Annotated in this window: 20 protein-coding genes; 12 read left to right on the plus strand and 8 right to left on the minus strand. The window is 61.5% G+C overall.

The window, feature by feature from the left end:
• The first annotated feature begins 41 nt into the window (after window positions 1–41).
• The gene (locus tag QWI75_RS12650; RefSeq protein ID WP_289268938.1) at window positions 42–782 is read left to right on the plus strand and encodes an SIMPL domain-containing protein; all 741 of its coding nucleotides are present in this window, start codon (window positions 42–44) and stop codon (window positions 780–782) included.
• 189 nt (window positions 783–971) lie between these two features.
• Here QWI75_RS12650 and QWI75_RS12655 read toward each other — a convergent pair whose 3' ends face one another.
• Entirely contained in the window at window positions 972–1,541 is a 570-nt protein-coding gene (locus QWI75_RS12655) for a thioredoxin family protein (protein WP_289268939.1), read from the minus strand.
• Between the two features lie 248 nt (window positions 1,542–1,789).
• Here QWI75_RS12655 and QWI75_RS12660 point away from each other — a divergent pair, with 248 nt between their 5' ends.
• From QWI75_RS12660 to QWI75_RS12680, 5 genes are all read left to right on the plus strand, one after another.
• The gene (locus QWI75_RS12660) at window positions 1,790–2,488 is read left to right on the plus strand and encodes a DUF2852 domain-containing protein (protein ID WP_289268940.1); all 699 of its coding nucleotides are present in this window, start codon (window positions 1,790–1,792) and stop codon (window positions 2,486–2,488) included.
• A gap of 217 nt (window positions 2,489–2,705) precedes the next feature.
• Complete coding sequence (locus tag QWI75_RS12665; protein ID WP_289268941.1) at window positions 2,706–4,073, plus strand: glutamate-5-semialdehyde dehydrogenase; 1,368 nt, start codon at window positions 2,706–2,708, stop codon at window positions 4,071–4,073.
• 130 nt (window positions 4,074–4,203) lie between these two features.
• On the plus strand, window positions 4,204–5,721 hold the full coding sequence (locus tag QWI75_RS12670; protein ID WP_289268942.1) for a class I SAM-dependent methyltransferase: 1,518 nt from the start codon (window positions 4,204–4,206) through the stop codon (window positions 5,719–5,721).
• 157 nt (window positions 5,722–5,878) lie between these two features.
• Window positions 5,879–7,780, plus strand: a complete 1,902-nt coding sequence (locus QWI75_RS12675; RefSeq protein WP_289268943.1) for a B12-binding domain-containing radical SAM protein — start codon at window positions 5,879–5,881, stop codon at window positions 7,778–7,780.
• Window positions 7,781–7,921: 141 nt separating this feature from the next.
• The gene (locus QWI75_RS12680; RefSeq protein WP_289268944.1) at window positions 7,922–9,895 is read left to right on the plus strand and encodes a B12-binding domain-containing radical SAM protein; all 1,974 of its coding nucleotides are present in this window, start codon (window positions 7,922–7,924) and stop codon (window positions 9,893–9,895) included.
• 65 nt (window positions 9,896–9,960) lie between these two features.
• On the opposite strand, the gene QWI75_RS12685 is transcribed toward QWI75_RS12680, so the two are convergent.
• A complete protein-coding gene (locus QWI75_RS12685; RefSeq protein WP_289268945.1) occupies window positions 9,961–10,251 on the minus strand; it encodes a hypothetical protein in 291 nt (96 codons plus the stop codon).
• 65 nt (window positions 10,252–10,316) lie between these two features.
• On the opposite strand from QWI75_RS12685, the gene QWI75_RS12690 reads away from it, so the two are divergent.
• The 3 genes from QWI75_RS12690 to QWI75_RS12700 all read left to right on the plus strand — a co-directional run bounded on the left by QWI75_RS12690 (window position 10,317) and on the right by QWI75_RS12700 (window position 13,062).
• On the plus strand, window positions 10,317–11,555 hold the full coding sequence (locus QWI75_RS12690; RefSeq protein ID WP_289268946.1) for a hypothetical protein: 1,239 nt from the start codon (window positions 10,317–10,319) through the stop codon (window positions 11,553–11,555).
• A gap of 63 nt (window positions 11,556–11,618) precedes the next feature.
• Window positions 11,619–12,551 carry a PhzF family phenazine biosynthesis protein gene (locus tag QWI75_RS12695; protein WP_289268947.1) on the plus strand — a complete coding sequence of 311 codons (933 nt, stop codon included), beginning with the start codon at window positions 11,619–11,621 and terminating at the stop codon, window positions 12,549–12,551.
• 109 nt (window positions 12,552–12,660) lie between these two features.
• Window positions 12,661–13,062, plus strand: coding sequence for a CBS domain-containing protein (locus tag QWI75_RS12700; RefSeq protein ID WP_289268948.1), 402 nt, complete (start codon window positions 12,661–12,663; stop codon window positions 13,060–13,062).
• 146 nt (window positions 13,063–13,208) lie between these two features.
• Here QWI75_RS12700 and QWI75_RS12705 read toward each other — a convergent pair whose 3' ends face one another.
• The 4 genes from QWI75_RS12705 to QWI75_RS12720 all read right to left on the minus strand — a co-directional run bounded on the left by QWI75_RS12705 (window position 13,209) and on the right by QWI75_RS12720 (window position 16,305).
• Complete coding sequence (locus QWI75_RS12705; protein WP_289268949.1) at window positions 13,209–13,721, minus strand: MogA/MoaB family molybdenum cofactor biosynthesis protein; 513 nt, start codon at window positions 13,719–13,721, stop codon at window positions 13,209–13,211.
• Between the two features lie 77 nt (window positions 13,722–13,798).
• Window positions 13,799–14,125, minus strand: coding sequence for a (2Fe-2S) ferredoxin domain-containing protein (locus QWI75_RS12710; RefSeq protein WP_289268950.1), 327 nt, complete (start codon window positions 14,123–14,125; stop codon window positions 13,799–13,801).
• An 80-nt stretch (window positions 14,126–14,205) separates the two neighbouring features.
• Window positions 14,206–14,649 carry a gamma-glutamylcyclotransferase family protein gene (locus QWI75_RS12715; protein WP_289268951.1) on the minus strand — a complete coding sequence of 148 codons (444 nt, stop codon included), beginning with the start codon at window positions 14,647–14,649 and terminating at the stop codon, window positions 14,206–14,208.
• Between the two features lie 375 nt (window positions 14,650–15,024).
• Window positions 15,025–16,305, minus strand: a complete 1,281-nt coding sequence (locus QWI75_RS12720; protein ID WP_289268952.1) for a hypothetical protein — start codon at window positions 16,303–16,305, stop codon at window positions 15,025–15,027.
• 189 nt (window positions 16,306–16,494) lie between these two features.
• Here QWI75_RS12720 and QWI75_RS12725 point away from each other — a divergent pair, with 189 nt between their 5' ends.
• Window positions 16,495–17,028: a hypothetical protein gene (locus tag QWI75_RS12725; RefSeq protein WP_289268953.1), complete on the plus strand. Its 534-nt coding sequence runs from the start codon at window positions 16,495–16,497 to the stop codon at window positions 17,026–17,028.
• A 50-nt stretch (window positions 17,029–17,078) separates the two neighbouring features.
• On the opposite strand, the gene QWI75_RS12730 is transcribed toward QWI75_RS12725, so the two are convergent.
• Entirely contained in the window at window positions 17,079–17,408 is a 330-nt protein-coding gene (locus QWI75_RS12730) for a Rieske (2Fe-2S) protein (protein WP_289268954.1), read from the minus strand.
• 322 nt (window positions 17,409–17,730) lie between these two features.
• Between QWI75_RS12730 and QWI75_RS12735 the strand changes: the two genes are divergently transcribed.
• Entirely contained in the window at window positions 17,731–18,276 is a 546-nt protein-coding gene (locus QWI75_RS12735) for an HNH endonuclease (protein WP_289268955.1), read from the plus strand.
• An 81-nt stretch (window positions 18,277–18,357) separates the two neighbouring features.
• Window positions 18,358–19,455 carry an IS5 family transposase gene (locus QWI75_RS12740; RefSeq protein ID WP_289268763.1) on the plus strand — a complete coding sequence of 366 codons (1,098 nt, stop codon included), beginning with the start codon at window positions 18,358–18,360 and terminating at the stop codon, window positions 19,453–19,455.
• A 314-nt stretch (window positions 19,456–19,769) separates the two neighbouring features.
• Here QWI75_RS12740 and QWI75_RS12745 read toward each other — a convergent pair whose 3' ends face one another.
• On the minus strand, window positions 19,770–20,216 hold the full coding sequence (locus QWI75_RS12745; protein ID WP_289268956.1) for a c-type cytochrome biogenesis protein CcmI/CycH: 447 nt from the start codon (window positions 20,214–20,216) through the stop codon (window positions 19,770–19,772).
• Window positions 20,217–20,303: the final 87 nt, after the last annotated feature.

A 20,303-nucleotide genomic window follows, 5' to 3' on the forward strand; every position in this document is an offset into this window, starting at 1 on the left:
AATCGGTTGAGTGGACGTGTTTCAACCGAGAAAGGACGACAATGCGGACCATGTCATGGATCGCGCTCTTGATCGCGTATCTGATTGCACCGACGACGGCCTTGGCCGGGGAGGGGGTCAAGCCGGAGCCGCCGGCCCTGACCGTGGCCGCCAACGGCACCGTGACCGTCGCGCCCGACACGGCGTTCGTGACGCTTGGCATGGAGACGGCCGGCAAGTCGCTGGCGGAAACGCAGAGTCAGAATTCGGCCGTCATGCAGAAGGTGATGGAGCGATTGCGGGGGCTGAAGATCGAGAAGGAGCGCATTCAAACTTCGTCATTTACCGTGTCACCCCACTATAAGCCACCGCCCAAACGGCCTTCGGATGCGCCGCCGGTCTTGCCGGAGATCATCGGCTACACGGTGAGCAATACCCTCACCGTGGAGGTCCGGGATCTGGACAAGGTGGCCACGGTGATTGAGGAGGCCTTGTCGGCCGGCGCCAACCACTTTCACGGGTTGCATTGGGGATTGCGGGACGAGCAACAGGCCCGGCTGAACGCCCTGAAACTCGCCGCAGCCAAGGCGCGGGAAAAGGCGGTCACGCTGGGCGAATCGCTCAACGTCAAGCTCGTGCGGCTTGTGAACGTGACCGAAGGGGGCCATGTCGTCCATCCCGCGCCCCATATGGCCCGCGCGACCATGGCGATGGAGGCCACGGGCGGCGAGGTGCCGATCTCTTCCGGGGAGATCAAGGTCGAGGCCACCGTGACCCTGGTCTACGAGATCACGCCCAACTGACGAGCGAACATTCGTCATTCGTCACTCGTCATTCGTCACTCGTCATTGGTCATTCGACGGGTGTCTCCTTCTCGGTCTGTAACGAATGACGCTTGACCATTGACCATTGACGCATGACGGCCGTTTGGGATGCCGCGATCACCCGCCAGGCTGGTACCCGGTTGGCGGACTTGTTCAACATCCTGCCGGCTAACCGGGAGCGTTGCCCGGCTTCCACTTGATGCTGCACCCGATGCTGGGTTGTTGCTTGGCATCGACCGGCCGGCCCGCGAGCACCGCATCGATCGCCGCGCGCAGATCGCGGCCCGTGACCGGCTTGTTGTTGCCGGGACGGCTGTCGTCAAGCTGCCCTCGGTAGACCAGGCGCCGCTGGGCGTCGAACAGGTAGAAATCCGGCGTACAGGCAGCCCTATAGGCCTTGGCGACCTCCTGGCTCTCGTCGAAGCAGAAGGGAAACGGCCACCCGAGTCGTTGCGCCAATTCGCTAAGCTGCTCCGGGGCGTCGTCCGGGTACGAGGCCGGATCGTTGCTGCTGATGCCAACGATGCCCAGTCCGGTCTCCGCATAGTCCCGTCCAAGCCTGCCAAGTTCTCCCTGGACATGCTGTACATAGGGGCAATGCCGGCACAGAAACATGACCAGCAAGGCCTGTTTTCCGTGGAACGAATCGAGCGAGATGACCCGGCCGCTTACGACATCGCGGAGAGCGAACGGAGGAGCGATGGTCCCGAGCGGGAGCATAACCGATGCCACTGCCATAGGCACCTCTTCTGGTTGGAATGAACGGCCCCGATGCGATGGATTGTGATGGACCGTCCAACTGTAGCAGCGGGCTTCCGTGGGACTCAAGCGTCGCCCGTTTTGACAATTTGCGCGGAACCTGTACAATGGCCCCGATTCTTCAGTTCCGGCCTTGTCCTGAATCCGTCATTCACGCCTCATTGGGGATGTACACCGATCAAGGAACATGCCCCACCATCGGCCGCGGAGACGGTGACGCCCGCGATGTGGCAAACCCGGTGTTCTGGGAGACCCGGCATGTCGCCTCGGCTGCAAATCCGTTCATGAATCCCCAAGAGATGGGCTTCCATATTGCGATCGTGGTCCTGCTCGCCGGGATCTTCTTTATTGATGTCCAGATGGGGTTGGGATTCACGCCCTGGCTCCTCTATATGGTTCCCATCGGCGTCACCTATTGGACGACCTACCTCTACGCTCCGTTGGTCGTGGCCGGCCTGTCCACCCTGTTGGTCCTCCTCGGCTATATTGTATCCCCGCCATTGATGCCGGAGTCTGTCGCGCTGACGAACCGGGCATTCGGCACGATCACGTTCTGGGCGTTGGGCCTCTTGATCGTCGCCTATAAGGTGCTGGCCGCCCGCCTGTCCTTGCTCACCGACCGGTTGACCGTCGAGCTCAAGGAACGGACCGAAGATCTGGGCCGGGTGGTGCGCGCTCTGAAGGCCGAGCAGGAACATCAGAATCGGCCGGAGGGCAACCGACCAAACACCGGCGACGAGTTCAAGCGCGAGATGACGAACGTGTTGGCGGCCGAGAGCCGGCGCCTCCAAGAAAAGGTCGAGGATCTCCAGCAGGGAGAACCGCCTGTGGAAAACGGAGAGGAGAGCCTCGAAAAGACCCGGAGCGAACTGGAACGGCTCGGCAAGCAGTTGGAACAACTGCAACGCGACCTCCTCCGTCCGTGACCATCCTGCCTCCGGCGCTCCGTCTCGATCACTACCGGATGCTTGTTCCTCACATTGGACCTCTTGCGACGGGCCCCTCGCAACGATCCTTCCGGCGTTTTGACCCGATAAAAAACCGCATGCTATAGTCCGCCGTTCCGTTGCGAGGGCTGGTGACCGACCTTCGGCCCCTTGTCCGCGCATGCCCATTATCTCCCTACAGCAGAGGTCACGATCCATGGTTGAAATGCCTGTCAGGATGTATCTCTCGGCGCTCCTCAAGAAGGCGCGCGAATCCGTCACCCCCATGGCCCTGCTCTCGGGACCGGTGAAGGAGGCCACCCTTCGGACTGTGGCCGAGCTGATTACCGAGCGGACGGACGACCTCTTGGCTGCCAACCGGGAGGATGTCCTGGCGGTGGGGAAAAGCCTCGAAGGCGAGAAGGATAAGGACCGGGTCAAGGCGGCGGTCAATCGCGTGAAGCTGGCGGAGGATGACCTCAAATTGATGGCCGACCGTATCCAGCGCGTAGCGGATCTCGACGATCCGGCGGGGCAGGTGGTCGAACAGGGAGAGCGGCCGAACGGCATGCAGGTCCGGCGAGTCCGGGTTCCCATCGGCGTGCTCGGGATCATCTCGGAGCTGAACCCCAATACCACGATGGAGATCCTGGCGCTTTGCTTCAAGGCCGGCAACGTGTCGGTGTTTCGCGGCGCGCCCGAATGGGCGGCCACCCATCAGGCGCTGGCGTCCCTGCTGCGGGAAGCGGGAGAGCGGCACCGGATTCCGGCGGCGGCCATCACCCTGATCGACCGGCCCGAAAAGGACGTGGCGTTGGAACTGATGCGCGCGACACGCCAACAGATCGACGCGTTGATCGTCCGCGGCGGAGCAGGGCTCCGTAAGGCCGTGGCCGACACGTCCCGGCTCCCGATCCTCTGCCATGACGGGGCGGTCAATCACATGTACGTCGACGGCGAAGTCGATATCCCCATGGCGCAAAACCTCATCGTCAATGCCAAGGCGCAACAGCCCTCGGAGTCCAGTTCCGTGGACACGGTCCTGGTCCAACAGAACATCGCACGCCAATTCCTGCCGGCCCTGATCCGCCGCTTGCTCGATGAATTCAACGTGGATGTCCTCGGCTGCCCCAAGACGGTCGCCATGATCGGGGCGCAACCGTTGCCGCGGTATCGGAACCTGGTCCCGGCTTCAGACGAAGATTGGGGCAAGCAATTTCTCGCGCCGACCTTGGCGGTCAAGATGGTCAAGGATCTGGACGAAGCCTTGGCGCATATCGCGCAATATGGGACCGGCCATACCGCTGTGATCGCTACGCGCGACTATGCCCATGCCATGCGGTTTGTGCGCGAGGTGGATGCGGCGGCCGTGCTGGTCAATGCCTCGTCGCGGTTGCACGGCGGCGAGGAGTTCGGGTTGGGCGGGGAGGTGGGACTCAGCTCGTCCCGATTGCATGCCCGGGGGCCGATCGGTCTTGAGGCCTTGACCATCCTCAAATACGTCGTGCTCGGCACCGGCCAGTTGCGACACCCGCATCCGGTCCCGACGGCGTATGAAGATGCCATTATGCTCAAGCGGTTTTAGTCTCGTATTCGTGAGAGGTGAGTCGTGAGACGGAAGACGTAGGGTCTCTATGCGAGGACCCCGCTCTTCCATTTCATATTTCTCACTTCACATTTCTCATTTCACATTTCTCATTTCAGTTTCACATCCCGTGACCGGCACGGAACTGCAGGAAGCCATCGCCGACCATCTGTTTTGGTGGGATCTCCGCCCGTTCACGTCCGACCGTGACTACGAACGCTGGCAGCGCGAGCGTCTCCAGGCCGCCGATCTTCATCAATTGAACCTGCTGGCCGAAGCCCGCCACCGGAATCCCTGCGAAGCGGAGCCGGACCTGGCCTTCTATGAATTTGCGGCGCAGCCCCGGATCTACCCGGTGCTCTATAGTCAGCGGTTCGACTACTACCTGACCGTGGGCGCCGCCATGCTGCCGCGTCTCGATCAGTCGCGGCTGGTGCTGGACTTCGGCTGCGGCTTGGGCATTCTGACCACTCTCTACGCCCGGCAATATCCAACGGTCTCGTTCGTCGGATTGGACCGGTCGCCCGGTTCCATTGCCGTAGCCCGTGAACGGACCGCCGCCCTGGGTTTGAAGAACCTGACGTTCATGGCGCTCGACCCTGACCGCGAATCGTTCACCGGCTCATACGATACGGTCGTCTCCAGCCATTCGCTGTTTCAGTCGGAACAGGACCCGGGCCTCCCAAGCCGATCGTGGGACAGCTTCGCACGGGCGGTCGATCCGGCGGCCCAGCAAGCATTCGAAGCCAGAACGGGTTTGGGCCGCCGGCTGGATTGGATTGTGAGCCTCCTGGCTCCGGCAGGACGGTTATTGCTGTTCGAGAAGGCCCGCCATCTCGGCCGGCGCATCGGCTTGCAACGCGCCCTGGCTGGACGCGGACTTGCGTGCGTTGACCCATCGTTGCCATTGCATTACCTCTCGGTCGAGGAACCCACCGACGATGGGCCGCTGTTTGTTCTGAGTCGGCACGGCGATCACGCGGCGATTTATCCCTGGGATGAATCGCCTGAGCGAACCGACGGCGACCATCATTTCATCTGCAAAGGGGTAGCCGCCGAGTCCGTCTGGTCCCGCCTGCCTCGCCGCCGCGTGACACGAAGCCTTTTGTTCAAGCCGCCCGGGTTGTCTTCCGGCCAACTCGAATGGGGCCGTTCTGACCGGCTTCGCTATCTCTCTCTCGCCCGCGCAAGCGGCGCCCGTGGTTTATGGGTGGGACTGCCTGGGCCGGACGATGAGCTGGACGGCTCCCTGTTCCGCTCAGTGGCCTCGGCCGATACGATCACATCCGAACACCTGCAACGGCTCGATGAACTGTTGGCTGCCCGGGGACTCGAGGATGACCCGTCCTTGGTTCCACTCTACGAGAACCATACGGCGGCCGCCCAGTTGTTGTGGAGCGAGCTGCCCGCGAAGACCCGCCTTAAAGAATATGACTCGCCGCTGCCGGCCGGCCGCCATCTCCATATTGAGTTGGGACGGACGGGAGACCTGTCCTATCTCTACTGCGCCAACACCTTCGATCAACGACAGCTTGTCCTGGTTGAATCCGATCGCCAATCTCTGCTCGAGCAATATTTCGAAGAACTCACCTCCAGAACGGCTCTGTCCGCTCCTGTCTCGGGCCATCCCACTGGCCCATCGCGGTAGTCTCGATCCGGCTCAGGGGTAGCTCACCGATAGTCAGACTCCTCGGCGTTCCGGCCTTGACCCTTGAAAACACGCCAGCTTACAATGCGGAGGTTCGCATGATCGTGGCCTTCATCTTTTGATACGTCTGCCGCTGCCACAAGGCAGCGGGCATGATATGCGCGTTGAGTATTCCAAGGGCAATCGCGCTTCCAAGGAGCTGATTCAGCTCCATCGCCGGACTTCTTTCCAGGCCAACGGCCGGAAGATGACGGTCATGCTTGTCTTCCCGCCCGACTGGTTTCCCTCCGAACCGTACCTGAGCCTTCCCTCCCTCACCTCCGTCCTCCGCCAGGCCGGCCACCGGGTCATCCAAAAAGACGTAAACCTCGAGATGTGGGACTGGTACTTCAGCGAGGACTTTTTGAAGAAGGTCCTCCGGCGGGTGCCTCAGCAGTTGGACCGTTTTCGTAAGCTCTCCAGGAAGCGCGAGTTGGCGGAGTGGGAGCTGGATGTCCAGATGGCGCTGTGCGATGTGACCCGGCGTCGGATCGACGAGCTGATCAAGAAGGCCGAACAAGCGAAGCGGATCGTGCGGGAAGAAGAGAATTTCTACGATATCGATAAGTTGGAATGGGCTATTCAAGTCTTCCGCGAGGTCACACAGGTCATTTCGCTGGTCTATTCGCCGGCGCGTATCTGCATGCCGCCGATGGAAACGGATCTCTCTTACAAGCCGTATGTCTCGGCGGAGGTCATGGACGCGGTGGAGGACGAACAGGTAAACATCTACCGCGACGTGTTCGAGCAGATCCTCAGGCCGGCCATCGTAGATGAAAAGCCGGACGTAGTCGGCATCTCAATCGTGCTCCAGCAGCAGATCTTCTCCTCGATGACGTTCTGCGCCCTGATCAAGAAACACTTTCCCCACATCCATCTGACGATCGGCGGCAACACGGTGACGCGTCTGCGGGACGTGCTTCCCAACTCGCCGCTGTTCCAATATTTCGACAGTGTCGTGGTGTATGAAGGGGAGACGGCGTTCGTCCAACTGGTCGAAGCCGTGGGTGCCGGAAGAGATCTATCCGACGTGCCCAATACCGTCTATAAGGATGATAAGGGCGTGCATGTGTCGCCCACCACATATGCCGAAGACATGGCCGCCCTGCCGCCGCCCGATTTCGACGGATTGCCGCTGGAGAAGTATTTCACGCCAACCAAGGTGCTGCCATATCTGGCGACGCGCGGCTGCTACTGGGGGCGCTGCGAGTTCTGCGACCACGGCGAGGGCTACACGGCCGGTTACCGGTCGAAGAAAATCCAGGACGTGCTCAACGACATCAAGCACCTCAAAGACAAATACGGCGCCCGGCATTTCCACTTCACCGATGAATCCTATCCGCCCGCGCTGTTTCGCAAGCTCACGCGCGGCCTCATCGAGAACAAGATCGAGATCTTCTGGACGACACACATGCGGTTCGAGAAAAGTCTCTTGGAGGATGCCGTCTGGGAGGACGCGAAGAACTCCGGCTGCCGCTATTTGCACTTCGGCTATGAGTCGGGAAACGAGCGGGTCCTCAAGCTGATGGACAAAGCGACGACGACCGAGGTGATGACCAGGCATCTCAAGTATACGGCGGAGGCGGGCATCTGGAACCACTGCATGGGTTTCTTCGGCTTTCCAGGAGAAACGAGGGAGGAAGCCTGGCAATCCGTGCAATTCCTGGAGCAGAATAAACATTATGTCCATTCGCTGGGCTTCGGCACGTTCGATCTCGGGCGCCACAATCCCGTGGCCAAGCATCCGGAACGATGGGGGGTGACGCCTTACAAAAATCCGGATTGGGATCTGGCGCTCGACTACTACTTCACCGTGAAAGAAGGGTTGAGCATCGAAGAGGCGGAGCGGGTGTTCCAGGAATTCGAACGGAATCATTACGCAGGCTGGGACCTTCGCCTCTACATCCGGGAGTATATTTTCCTGTACGTCTGCCGGTTTGGGCTGAATAAGTTGCCCGATCTGCAATACCAGGCGGCAAAGGTTTTCGGCCAGACGCCGACACTGGCAGGTAAGATGTAATCGAGGGACCGGCTTCGGCATCGCCGGTCCCTCTGCCGGTTCTTGGGGTTCGAACCGGGACAGTCGACCGGAGGAATGGCGACGGTTCCAAGCACAAGGCCCTCTTGACTATCTAGGGTAGCCGGTCGTGGTTGAAGAATAATGAGCGCGAACGGACTCGTACAAATCGAAGGGTTGACGCCCCCTGGGAACGCACACCGCAAGACCTCCAAGGTCATGCTGCTGTTCCCTCCCGAGTGGGTGCCGACCGCTCCCTACCTTGCCCTGCCAAGCCTGACCGCCGTCCTGCGCCAGGCGGGGCATGAAGTCGTGCAAAAAGACATCAACATCGAAATGTACGATCTCTTTTTCAGCGACACCTTTTTGTTCTGGATCAGCGGGCGACTGGACCTCCAACGTCGGTTATTGGAGGAGCGCGAGCGCCGTGCGGCGCTGACCGACCAGGAAACGGACCAACTGGCTCTCTTGCGGGAGAAGTGCACCGTCGAGGTTTTCGACCTGGCCGAGCGGGCCGCGGAGGCCAAGCGCATCGTGCGCAGCCAGGACTTCTACGATGCGGACAAGCTCGAGTGGGCGCTCAACATCTTCCGCGAGGTGATGCAATACATCTCCGCCGCCTACTATCCGGCTTCGCTCGTCTTCTACCCGATGGAGAGCAATCTCGGCTATCGGCCGGGCGTCTCCCGCGAGGTCTTCGCCTGTTTGGAGGACGAGCAGGTCAACGTCTATCGCGATGTCTGCCGGCAGCTCGTGCTACCGGTGGTGAACCGGGAGCAGCCGCACGTCGTCGGCGTCTCGATCGGCACGCAGATGCAACTGTTGGCCGGATTGACCTTCTGCAAGATGATCAAGCAGGCCTTCCCGCACATCCACGTCACGGTGGGCGGCAACGTCGTGACCCGCTTGCAGGAGGAATGGCCGACCCACCCGCAGTTCTTCAACGAGATCTTCGACACGGCCATCCTCTATGAAGGCGAACATGCCCTCCTGTGGCTGCTGGAGGCTCTGGCCGGCGGCCGGCCGATCTCATCCGTGCCGAACCTGATGTATCGCGGCACGGTGGGAGTCGAAACCAACAAGGAAATCTACACGGAGAAGACCACGGCGCTGCCGCTGCCCGACTTCGACGGGCTCCCGCTGGACCAATACTTCGTCCCCGAGCGCATCCTGCCGTATCTCGCGACACGCGGCTGTTATTGGGGGCGCTGCACCTTCTGCGACCATGGGCAGGGCTATTTCGACCAGTACCGGGGCGTGCCGGCCCACCAGGTCATCGAGCAGGTGCTGGCCCTGCGCGACAAGTACCATTGCCGGCATTTCCTGTTCTCTGACGAATCCTATCCGCCGGCCTTATTTAAAAAAGTGTCGCAACTGTTGGTCGAGCGCAACGCCGGCATCAAATGGACCACGCTGATCCGGTTCGAGGAAACCCTCCAGGATCAGGAACTCTGGTATCTCGCGGCGAAGTCCGGCTGCTGCACCCTCTATTACGGCATGGAGTCCGCCAACGAGCGGGTCCTCAACCTCATGGACAAACATGCGAAGAAGAGCGTCATGCGGACGAACCTGATGCAGGCGAGCCAAGCCGGCATCTGGAACCACGTGATGGCCTTTTACGGCTTCCCCGGCGAAACGCGAGACGAGGCCGAGGACACCAGGCGGTTCATCCTGGAGCACCAGCCCTACATTCACTCGGTGGAGCTGTTTTATTTCGTGGCCTACCGGCACACGCCGATCGTACGGTCGCCCGAAAAGTTCGGGATCACGATCCACAAGCAGCCGGAGTACGATCTGCCGCTGGACTACTACTACACGCTGAATGAACCGGGCGGGTTGTCCTGCCTGGAGGCGATGGAGATGGCGGAGCAGTTTTATCAACAGGACTTTCACCCCTGGGCGGTCCGCGTCAATGCCAGGGAGCACGTGTTCCTTTACATTTCAAAGTTCGGGACGAACCGATTGCCGCAGATCTACGCGAAACCGGAAGACCGCCTGCGGGGAACCGACAGCGTCTCCGGCTTAGTCACCTGGCCGGTGGCGCTCGGGGAGGGGGACGGGAACAAGGAGGACGGCCCGACGATGACGCGCGTCGTCAGCCACGCCTCCGGTGGATGAAAGAACGTTCTGCGGGGGGGTCGCCAACATGCGGCAATCAGCGGCGCCGATTCCTCGCGGAATGGTCATGAAACGGACCGGGACAGCCAGGTTGAAATGACGCGATAGGCGGCTTCGACTTCTTTAGTCATCACTTCACCTTTCTTGTACATCTCCATGTATTTTCTTGGATTATTCGTCAGGTTCGCATACCGGTGCGGATGCCAGATGCGGAGGAGGTCCCGATACCGTTCTTCGACACGCTCCCGGGTGACCGGCCCGGTCAACTCGAACAATTCCAGCGCGCGGACCACCTCATGAGGAATCGTGTGTTCCGGCATCGCCTCTGAAGCCATGGTGTCCCAGTCTGGCAACATGACAGGGGCCCCGTCAATCGCCGTCGCCCTGGTCGCTCCGATCCGGTTTATTCAGGCCTAGCTCCATGTCTCGTCCACTGCCGCTGCTGCAAGCCGCTCCGATCTTTCAGAAGGGGGACTACCGCGAGGTCCTCCTTCGCGAGATGGATGCGGGGAAGATCCCCTTGAGCCTGGGGAAGGGTTGCCCGGTGAAATGCGAATTCTGCTACGAACTCGACCACAGTTATCGGGAAACGCTCGATCCTCCCAAGACCTCCGACGAGGACTGGAAGTTCATCCTCGACTATATTAACAAGAAGCCGACCGATCCGTTGCAGTTTTGGTGTCTCGGCGGCAACGAGTACATGGAATGGACCGATCTGTTTCTCCATCCGAAAGCCATGGAGTGGGTCGAGGACTTTCTCAAATACACGGACAAGAACATCCAGTTTTTCACGGTCGGCTTCGTGCATGTGCCGAAAATTCACCAGTTGGCGGCGCAATACCCAGGCCGGATCAATTTTGAATTGTCCGTCATCACGCTGGGCTCCTACCGCCAGCAACTCATGCCGCACGCGCCCTCGGTCAAGCATGTGCTGAAGGTGTTGGACGGGCCGGCCGTGTCGTCGGCCAACTTCTACTCCTTCGACCACCATACGATGTCCGAGGACGCCCGGACGATTTCGGCCGTGAACAAATCGTGCGTGCTCTGGATGGGCTGCCTGACCCCGGTGAACGGGATCAAGCCCGACACGGCCGCGCTGATGCGGCGGGGGCGGACGACGCTGCCCGACGAGGCCCGGCGCATTTACGACATGGCCCTCCCGAACTCGACCACGATCCACACCGAGGCCTCCATCACGGCCTTTCTCAACCGGCGCCGGATCGTGACCGCGTTCGATTCCCTCGAATTGGAGAAGAAGGACACCGTCGTCGTCGCCAAGAGCGTCCACCGGATCCTCTCGATGTTTCGCAAGCATCGCGCGCGCCTGCTCTATGTGCCGAACGCCACCCTTGGAGGGGATTCCGACTGCACGGTGCTGCTCACCTTCGACGACATTGCCCGCCGGATCACTACGGAAAAGGTGCTCCATATCCCGAAGTGCGTGATGCAGTCGGGACGGGGCATGGATACCGACATCGCGGGCGTGACGCTGGAGCAGTTCATGCGAAAAACCGGCGTGAGGGTCAAGGTGTTGCACAAGATCAACACCCAATTCGCAAACCGGCTCCTCTATCGGAACGGGCACCTGAAGAATTATGTGGAAGACTATCTGGGCAATCCCTTGACGCAACAGTACGAGACGCTTCCGATTCCGGCCTGATTCGGCCGAGTCCGCCTGACCTCGTTGACAAGACCGCGCCCGGAACCTACAGTACAGACACGCATGCCCGGCGAGCCACGATCTCTCAAGTTCTATCAAGCCGACGTTTTTTCCGACCGTCCCTTCGGCGGCAATCCGGTCGCGGTGGTGCCCGACGCCGTCGGCCTGGACGATCGGGTGCTGCAGCGGATTGCGCGCGAAATGAATCTCTCGGAGACCGTGTTCGTCTTTCCGCCCACAGACCCGGCGGCGGTCGCCAAGTTGCGCATTTTCACGCCGACCCAGGAAATTCCCTTTGCCGGGCATCCCGTGGTGGGGACCTTCTACATCCTGGCCCTGCTCAAGCGCGTTCCCCTCAAGGAGCCCTGCACCAGAGTGCTCCAGGAGTGCAACCTGGGCCTCTTCCCGGTGGAGATCTATTCCGCAGACGACGAGATCCTCCGGGTCATCATGTCGCAGCCGCAGCCCCAGTTCCTGGGCCGGATCGAGGACGTGCGGGATCACTTTGAGATCGCGCAGGCGCTGGGCGTCGCCAAATCGGCGATCGCCGCGGCCAAGTTTCCGATCGAGATCGTGTCCACCGGGTTGCCGACCCTGATCGTGCCGATGCGGACGCTTACGGCGGTCGATTCGATCACCCCCCATCCTCAGGCGATCGCGGAACTCTGCGATCGATTCGGCGCCAACGCCATGCTGGTCTTTACGACCGTGACGGTCGAGCCGCGTTCCACCGTGCACACGCGCGTCTTTGCTCCGGCCATCGGCATCGTCGAAGATCCCGCCACGGGGAGCGCCAGCGGGGCGCTCGGCGCCTATTTGGTCCAAAACGGCGTCGTGCAGGTCAATCCGACGACCGACATCATTGCGGAGCAGGGCTATGAGATGGAGCGGCCGTCGCGTATTCTGATCCGGGTGGAATCGGACGACGACGTCATCAAGGACATCAAAGTCGGCGGGCGGGCCGTCATGGTCGTGGAAGGTACGCTGAATTTTTAACGGGCAAGGGTGCGCCGCCGCGCCGGCTTTGTCCGGCGCGGCGGGCGGCTCGGCAGATGACATGAACAGGGGCGGATGGATTCGCGTCGCGAAGAAGGAGGAAGAAGCAATGTCCACAGTCGGTCAGCTCATGAATTCCAAACCGGTCACCGTCGGGTCGTCGACGTCCGTGAAAGGCGCGGCCAAACGCATGAAGGACGATCAGATCAGCTCGCTTTTGGTGAAAAAGGGCGGCAAGATCGTCGGCATCATCACGGATAGCGACATCGTGCGGCGCGGCGTCGCCGGGACCAAAGACCTCAACAAGCTGACCGTCCAGGACATCATGACGGCGCCGGTGGCGACGATTGAGACGGTCCGCACCGCCCAGGACGCGCACGACATGATGGGTGATCTCGGCGTGCGGCATCTCGGCGTGACGCGCGGCGGCGACATCATCGGCATCATCTCAGTCCGGGATCTGCTGGTGTTTTATAAGCGCGTGTCGGAGCCGAAAATCACCCAGGACTAGGCCGAACCGGAGGCGTCATGCGTCAACCGTCAGTCGCGAGAAGAATGAGTTGCCTTGCAACGCAAAGGCGGGCTCAGTCTTCACGATTGACGGATGACGTAATGACGACCTCCGGGCTGGTGATGCCCGAAGGGGGAGAGAGAGGGTTATTTGGTCAATTCGCGGACGAGATGGCCGATTTCGGGCAGGATCAGTTTTTCCATCGCCAATCGGACCGCATGTTCGGACCCCGGCGTGGAAAAGAGCACGCGCCCCTTCACGATGCCGGCCGTCGCCCGGCTGATGATGGCCGGGGAGCCGATTTCCTGGTAGGTCAGAAAACGGAAGATTTCTCCGAAACCGTCCAGCCGTTTCTCCAACATCCCGTCCACGGCCTCGAACGTGGAGTCCCGCCGGGCGATGCCGGTGCCGCCGTTGATCACGATGGCCTGCACCTCCGGATTCGCGCAGGCCTCTTCGATCTTGGACCGAATCTGCGAGGGTTCATCCTTGATCAGATGGTAGGCGACGACCTCATGCCCCTGGTCCTTGAACAGGCGCATGATGAGCTGGCCGCTGCTGTCGGTGTCGGGCGTGCGGCTGTCGCTGCAGGTGACAACCATGCAGCCGATACGCTTTGGCGCCTGTTGCTTGTGCTCGTGATGAGTCGGCGTGGCCATCGGGAGAAGGGTTGGGGCTCTACCCGAACGTCAGAGGATGGCCCGGCAGCGTCGGACCGACCGGGCCGGTGCTGCCGCTAGTTCCATACCGAATCCGGCCGAAGCTTTTCTACCGGCTGCCCCTTCACGATATGTTCATCGAGAATGGCCGTCACGTCCGCTTCCGTCACCTTGGCGTACCAGGTGCCGGTCGGATAGACGACGACCGTCGGGCCCTGCTCGCAGGGACCGAGGCATCCGGTTCCCGTCACCAACACCTCGCCAGGCTGAATGCCTCGTTGCATGAGCCCCATGTTGAAGGCCATGAGCAGTTGCTGGGACCCGGCCGAGCCGCAGGAAGGCTTCGGATGTCCGGGTGGCCTGGTATTGGCGCAGACGAGAATGTGATATTTTGGCTTCGGCATACGTCGTCCTTTCTCTCCATGAAACGACTCGACGGAGCACCCACCGGTCGAGCCGAGCTGTGCGACCATCGTGATCCTGGTTATCGGGGATAGTAGCCCTTCCAGATCTCTTCCGTTTCCTCACCCAACTTCCAATGTTTGATGCCCTTCATCACCCAATCAAGATAATGGTCCTTCGGCTTGAACTTCCCGATCGGCGGCGCCGCGTGGGTGGTGACCAATTGCTTCTCTTCCTGCTCATCGATCACGGTCACGGAGAGGTGGCGGTAGGCCCCCTCCGGCACATCGCCCTCGAACAGATCCATGCTCTTCAGATCTTCTTCCGTCATCTCCACGATCATGCCCCAGACCCGCTCGCCGGGGGAGGGCACGACGCTCGCCAGCCCGCAGCGCCACTGCGAAGACCAGCGGCAAAACTGAATCGTGTGGTCGGGAAGATAGGCCTTGCCAACCGGTTGATGCTCCGGAGCCCGGCGCTTCAGTTGGGACGGGTTGAGATTGTCTGCATACACAAAGACTTTCATGACATCTTCATCCTCGCGGCATGGGATCGCTCACACCTCGACCGCCTGCTGCCGCTCGCAGGACGGGACCGCTGCCTGGAGGTTGCGCGACGGATGTGGATCAGCCCGACAAAACCACAGACTTGTAACACAGTCGCTCGTGGGATTGCCAGTGTGCCGCGCAGCCGATCCCCTCGCAGAACCCGCGGCTCAATCCTATCAAGCCATTTAAAAATCTTACCCAGCGGGGGATCGTTGAGTCATTTGTGAATCTTACCGAGCGACGCATCCCCTGAGCCTGGAGTTGGGATTCTTCGGGCGCTCGGTCGGAAAACCGGCTTCCGTATTTGGCCTAGGATCAACGATCGCCGCTCGGTCCATACTGGAGATCCCCCCTTATGAGCGTCCTGTCCGGGGCAGCGCCGGTGTCTGGCGCTGGACCCTCGGGCTGAAGGTCCACCCACGCCAGGGCGTGCTCGCCCGCAGCTGCGGCGGCCGAGGCGCCGCTTCGCGCGGGGTGCGCGTGGCTCGGGTGGCCAGCGCCCAGAGTCGCTCCAGGTGCCGGTCAATCCGCTGCGAGAGCGCAAACGGATCGGTCGTCTTCAGGACTTGCTCCAGGGCGGCCACCTTCTGCGGATCGGCGTCGGCGCAGGCCCGCACCCGCTCGAACGGCGTCTGCGGCGCCTCATAGCGCCGGATCAACCGCGAGCCCACCCGGACCTTGCGGACGAGTTTCATCGCGGGCTGAAAGAGGTTCTGGAAGAGCCGCAGGTCCGCATACAGCGCGTTGAGCGCGGTGCGCGCCGCCTCGGTGTCGTACCGCTCCCAACCCACTAGCTTGCGGACATGCGTCCAGTTCTTCTGCTCCACATGCGCGTTGTCATCCTTCTTATACGGGCGCGAGCGCGTGAACTGGACCTGTCGACCAACAGGCCGCTGCTGACACCACGCCAGCAGGTGGTCATGGATGAACTCGCTCCCGTTGTCGGAATCCACGCCCCGCAGGGGGAACGGGAGCTGCGACTCGATGGTCGTCATCGCCTGCACGACCCCGTGACGGCTCTTGCCCATCACGGCCTGGCGCTCCACCCAGGTCGTGTGGATGTCCACACCGTCCACGGTGTGCAGGAACTCGCCGGCGGCCGAGGCGCCCGCGTGCGACACCAGATCGATCTCCAGATAGCCGGGCGTACGGACGTCCCAGTGCTCCGTCTTGATCGGGATCTGCTGCTTCAACAAGGACCCCGGGCGCGTCGTGCCATACAGCCGCCGCTTGAGCCGTCGCTTCCGGTCCCGCAGCCGGCGGTCGATCTGCCGGGCACTGATCCGCCGGAGTTGGGCTTCCACCGCCGGCGTGACCGCGGTGCGCCGCGTCAGCCAGGGCAGCCAGTGCGGCAGCGCCGCCTTCAGTCGCTGACCACACAGATAGCCCGAGGCCGCCCAGATTTCTGCCAGCAGGCGAATCACGGGCTCCCCATACGTCGGCCGTCGCCGGATCACCCGGCGCACGGGCGGCCGAGGTGGGGCCGCTCGGCTCAGCAACCCAATCGCATACTTGCGATGATATCGACAGACTCGTGTCACTTCGTCCAGGAGGGCCGATCGCTCGCGGCGCCCCGCCCGCTGATACCGCTGCCACATCACCCGCAGATACTCGTGCTTCGACCGTCGCGCCATCCCCGCTGCCTCCATCCTCCCCCTCCTTCTGGCCCGCCCCATGCGGACTCGGAGGGTAAGATTGACAAATGACGCAACGATCGGTCGCTCGGTAAGATTTTAGATGACTCAATACGTCAATTTGACTTGCACCGCAACGATCCCTATTCTCCATGGAGGCCGGCCGACGGGACCGCGCCGTGAACACATATGGACAGCCCTGCATCACCCATTCAGCCGGACCAGCCGAATCCACCTTCCGGTGTTTCAGCCGCACAAGCGCGCCAGCCCTTCTCGCGCCCGTCTCGCAGCGCCTTGTGGCATGGGCTTGCACTCGGCCTGCTGGTGATCGGCGGGGCCATCTACTGGTTCGTGAAGCCTCCCAGCTTGAACCTGTTGGCCGATCCGGCCTCCGCCGAAGCCCTGGCGCTGGTGCAGACCCATCGAGCCAAACAGGCCCCGACGATCCTGCAAGGTGTGAACGAGATTGCGCGGTCGCGGGAAGCACGGGGGGCGAAAACCCGTCTTGGACAGTGGATGGTGGAGAAGCAGGCCGAGGACCTGTATATCGTCAAGGTCATGTTCCGGGAGCAGGGAAGCCGCAACTGGGTCGAGCGGGAGTACACTTGGCAAGTGGATCTGAAGGACAAGAAGATCAGCGCGCTGTCGATGCCGGCGATTGACCTGATGCCGGAGGTAGATTTGGCCCCGTTGAACCCCGCGATGCCGCTGCCGGTGAGATAGCCTTGACGGAGCGCCCGTGGTCGTTACACGGAGCCCGACTCTCGAGACGGCTACGACCCTGGGCGATCGAGTGGAATCTCCGCCATGATCAGACCGTCTTCCACCGTCACATCAAAACAGTCCACGCGAAAATCAGGATTGTCCACCCGCTGTCCGGTCTTTACGTTGAACCGCCATCCGTGCCAGGGGCACACGACGCAATCGCCTTTCATCTGACCTTCGCCCAGCGGTCCGCCTGCATGGGGACAGACGTCGTCGGTGGCATAGATCCGCCCTTCCACATTGTAGAGCGCCACCCATCCGGCCTCGGTCTCGACCGACCGGCAGGTTCCCGGGGGCAGTTCTTCCAGGCGAACAAGGGGGAAACGCTTAGCCTTCATATGGTAATCGTCAAGATCCGGTTACGGGGAAGGCGGGCGCGGCCGGGGAGCCTGTCCGACATTACCGTTCGTAGCGAGGCAAAGGAGGCATGAGCAGATGCGCGGCCGCAGGCCCTGAAAGACCGGAGGCGTACTCGCTGGAGTACGTTGAGGATTTTTCGGGGCCGAGAACAACGCAGATGCTCGTGGATCATTCGCCATAGCAGAATGTGTAATATCGCACGGGCTCCTATGGCCGGCCCCTTGCTTGATTTCATCCGGTGAGTATGGCATAGACCTGGATGCTATACTCTCATCTAAGGGAGGGAAAAAGGGACTCTGTATGGAACTGACCCTGTTGCTCAACGCGACGTATGAACCGTTGCGAGTGGTGCATTGGCAGAAGGCGATTTCGCTCCTCTGGCAAGGGAAGGTCGAAGTGCTCGAGTTCTACGACCGGGACGTGCACGGCGTCTCGATTACCTTCAAGCTTCCGTCCGTCATGCGGCTGCTCAAGATGGTCAAGCTCAAGGACAGCCACCGTGCGGTCAAGTTTTCGCGCATCAATATCTTCACCCGCGACGGCTATACCTGCCAGTACTGCAGCGTGAAGTTTCGGACGGAGGAGTTGACCTTCGATCACGTCGTGCCCATCGCCAAAGGCGGCAAGAAGACCTGGGAGAATATCGTGACGGCCTGCTGGCGTTGCAACAACCGCAAGAGCGGACGGACGCCGGAGGAAGCCGGCATGAAGCTCATCAAGAAACCCGTCAAGCCCCGTTGGAGCCCCGTCGTCACGATCACCATCGGGATCCGCAATGCGCCGCAAAGCTGGCGCGACTATCTCTATTGGAACATGGCGCTCGACGAGGACGCCGCCGACACCTAGCAGGATGTTGAAAAAGCCATTGACTTTCACAGAATAAGTATTAGCACCGTGCAGCCGTTCACACAACCAGGGGGGAGAACGATGCGCGGTGAGGTGACTGCTCAGCAAGCCATGTTCAGTTACGTGTCTCCCGAAGCCCGAGTTCCGGCCACCCACCCCCTGCGAGCGATCAAGGCGAGGGCTGACGAAGTCTTGGCGACCCTGGAGCGGACCTTTGACGAGATGTACAGCTCGACGGGACGGCCGTCGATCCCTCCCGAGCGGCTGCTGAAGAGCGAGTTGCTGATCGCGCTGTTCTCCATCCGTGGGCATCGGCTCTTCTGCGAGGAGCTCAACTACAACATCCTGTTTCGCTGGTTTCTGGACATGAATCTCGATGAGCCGGGGTTCGATCACAGCACGTTCAGCCAGAACAGTGAGCGGCTGCTCCAGCACGAGGTGGCCCAGCGGTTCTTTGACGCGGTGGTCACCGCCGCGCGCCGCGAGGGGCTGCTCTCGGATGAGCACTTCACCGTGGACGGCACGCTGATCGAAGCCTGGGCCTCGCTCAAAAGTGTCACGCCCAAGGCCGCCCCGGCGGCGGCACCGCCGGACGATCCCGGTAATCCTACCGTGGACTTTCATGGGGAGCGGCGCACCAACGCCACGCATCAGAGCACGACGGACCCGGAAGCTCGGTTGGCCCGTAAGGGCCAGGGCAAAGAGGCCAAGCTCTGCTTCTCCGGCCATGTCTTGATGGAGAACCGGCACGGCCTGTGTGTGGATCTGCAGATCGCGCCGGCCACCGGGACCGCCGAGCGGGAGACGGCCCTGGCCATGCTGCGCCGGCAGGCCAGCCGGGGCATTCGCCCCCGTACACTCGGGGCGGACAAGGGCTATCACTGCAGGGACTTCGTGCGCCAATTGCGTCGGCGCCACATTCGTCCCCATCTGGCGCGGGTGGCAGGCCGGCGCACACCCGGCCTCGATGGCCGCATCACGCGCACGGTGGGCTACGCGCTGAGCCAACGGATTCGCAAACGGGTGGAAGAGATCTTCGGCTGGCTCAAGACCGTGGGCGGCTTGCGCAAGACCCGCTTCCGAGGTCTCGCACGGACGCAGCATGCCGCCTTGCTCGTCGGCGCCGCCTACAACCTGCTCCGTATCAGCCGCCTGCAGGCGCCGGCACCGGCCACCTGATCTCCCCAAGGGGGACTGGTTATGTTCAGCGAGCCGCAACAGACCAGAAGACGACGGCCAGGCTCCTCTCGGATTGCCAGAAGCTGTTGGCGGTTGAGCGAGGTGGGGAAAATTTGAGCCGTGCATGCTAGTTTTTCAACACCCTGCTAGACAGGACGCTTAAAAATCCCGTCCAGCTATGCTCTCGGGTGCCTCAGCGAGGACGTCAAGTGTCATTCGACAACCGTCATTCGTTCAGGATTTAGACCGAGACATCCTTCGAATGACCAATGACGAGTGACGAATGACGGGCTTTCGCTGGGTGCGGCCACCGCTCAGCGCAGGTCCTTCAAGGTGATATCCACGTCGTCTCCGCCGACCATCGTCGGATTTTTTTCGAACTCGCCTTCGATATCGCCCGGCTGAGCCGGTCCGGCTTGGCCGTCGCGGTCCAATCTCGCCACCACCTCGACCACGCCCCGCAATTCCGTGCCCTGCATCATCACGTCGGCGTTGGTGATTTCGTAGGTCACGGGAAATTGCGGGTTATCGAACCGTTTGGCCGCTAACGGGCGTTTGGCCTGCGGCCGCCTCACGATCACGAACAACACGTCCGTCGCCTTGACCTGCCCGGCCAACTCGGGAAGGATCGTGACACGGCCGGCAATGCGGCTCACGCCGGGCTTCTCGCAGCCGTGGGCCAGGCCGAAATAGGCGGCGATCGCCGCCAAGGCGATGATACCGCCCGCCATCCCGAACGTCCCCATCGTATGCTTTGCCACAATTTCTCCTTGTCGCCGGGCCCCACTATTATTCCGGGCGACGCCTCCGGCGCCTATGCAAAGATTCGCATTATAACGATCGGGCTC

The sequence above is a fragment of the Nitrospira tepida genome (assembly GCF_947241125.1).
Classification (GTDB): Bacteria; Nitrospirota; Nitrospiria; order Nitrospirales; family Nitrospiraceae; genus Nitrospira_G; species Nitrospira_G tepida.

Bases quoted from the DNA above. Each gene is read 5' to 3' on its own strand.
- QWI75_RS12715 (WP_289268951.1), bottom strand. From the start codon at position 14,649: ATGAAAGTCTTTGTGTATGCAGACAATCTCAACCCGTCCCAACTGAAG.
- QWI75_RS12650 (WP_289268938.1), top strand. From the start codon at position 42: ATGCGGACCATGTCATGGATCGCGCTCTTGATCGCGTATCTGATTGCA.
- QWI75_RS12735 (WP_289268955.1), top strand. From the start codon at position 17,731: ATGGAACTGACCCTGTTGCTCAACGCGACGTATGAACCGTTGCGAGTG.
- QWI75_RS12720 (WP_289268952.1), bottom strand. From the start codon at position 16,305: ATGGCGCGACGGTCGAAGCACGAGTATCTGCGGGTGATGTGGCAGCGG.
- QWI75_RS12725 (WP_289268953.1), top strand. From the start codon at position 16,495: ATGGACAGCCCTGCATCACCCATTCAGCCGGACCAGCCGAATCCACCT.
- QWI75_RS12655 (WP_289268939.1), bottom strand. From the start codon at position 1,541: ATGGCAGTGGCATCGGTTATGCTCCCGCTCGGGACCATCGCTCCTCCG.
- QWI75_RS12695 (WP_289268947.1), top strand. From the start codon at position 11,619: ATGCCCGGCGAGCCACGATCTCTCAAGTTCTATCAAGCCGACGTTTTT.
- QWI75_RS12675 (WP_289268943.1), top strand. From the start codon at position 5,879: ATGCGCGTTGAGTATTCCAAGGGCAATCGCGCTTCCAAGGAGCTGATT.
- QWI75_RS12690 (WP_289268946.1), top strand. From the start codon at position 10,317: ATGTCTCGTCCACTGCCGCTGCTGCAAGCCGCTCCGATCTTTCAGAAG.
- QWI75_RS12710 (WP_289268950.1), bottom strand. From the start codon at position 14,125: ATGCCGAAGCCAAAATATCACATTCTCGTCTGCGCCAATACCAGGCCA.
- QWI75_RS12665 (WP_289268941.1), top strand. From the start codon at position 2,706: ATGGTTGAAATGCCTGTCAGGATGTATCTCTCGGCGCTCCTCAAGAAG.
- QWI75_RS12705 (WP_289268949.1), bottom strand. From the start codon at position 13,721: ATGGCCACGCCGACTCATCACGAGCACAAGCAACAGGCGCCAAAGCGT.
- QWI75_RS12700 (WP_289268948.1), top strand. From the start codon at position 12,661: ATGTCCACAGTCGGTCAGCTCATGAATTCCAAACCGGTCACCGTCGGG.
- QWI75_RS12680 (WP_289268944.1), top strand. From the start codon at position 7,922: ATGAGCGCGAACGGACTCGTACAAATCGAAGGGTTGACGCCCCCTGGG.
- QWI75_RS12740 (WP_289268763.1), top strand. From the start codon at position 18,358: ATGCGCGGTGAGGTGACTGCTCAGCAAGCCATGTTCAGTTACGTGTCT.
- QWI75_RS12730 (WP_289268954.1), bottom strand. From the start codon at position 17,408: ATGAAGGCTAAGCGTTTCCCCCTTGTTCGCCTGGAAGAACTGCCCCCG.
- QWI75_RS12685 (WP_289268945.1), bottom strand. From the start codon at position 10,251: ATGTTGCCAGACTGGGACACCATGGCTTCAGAGGCGATGCCGGAACAC.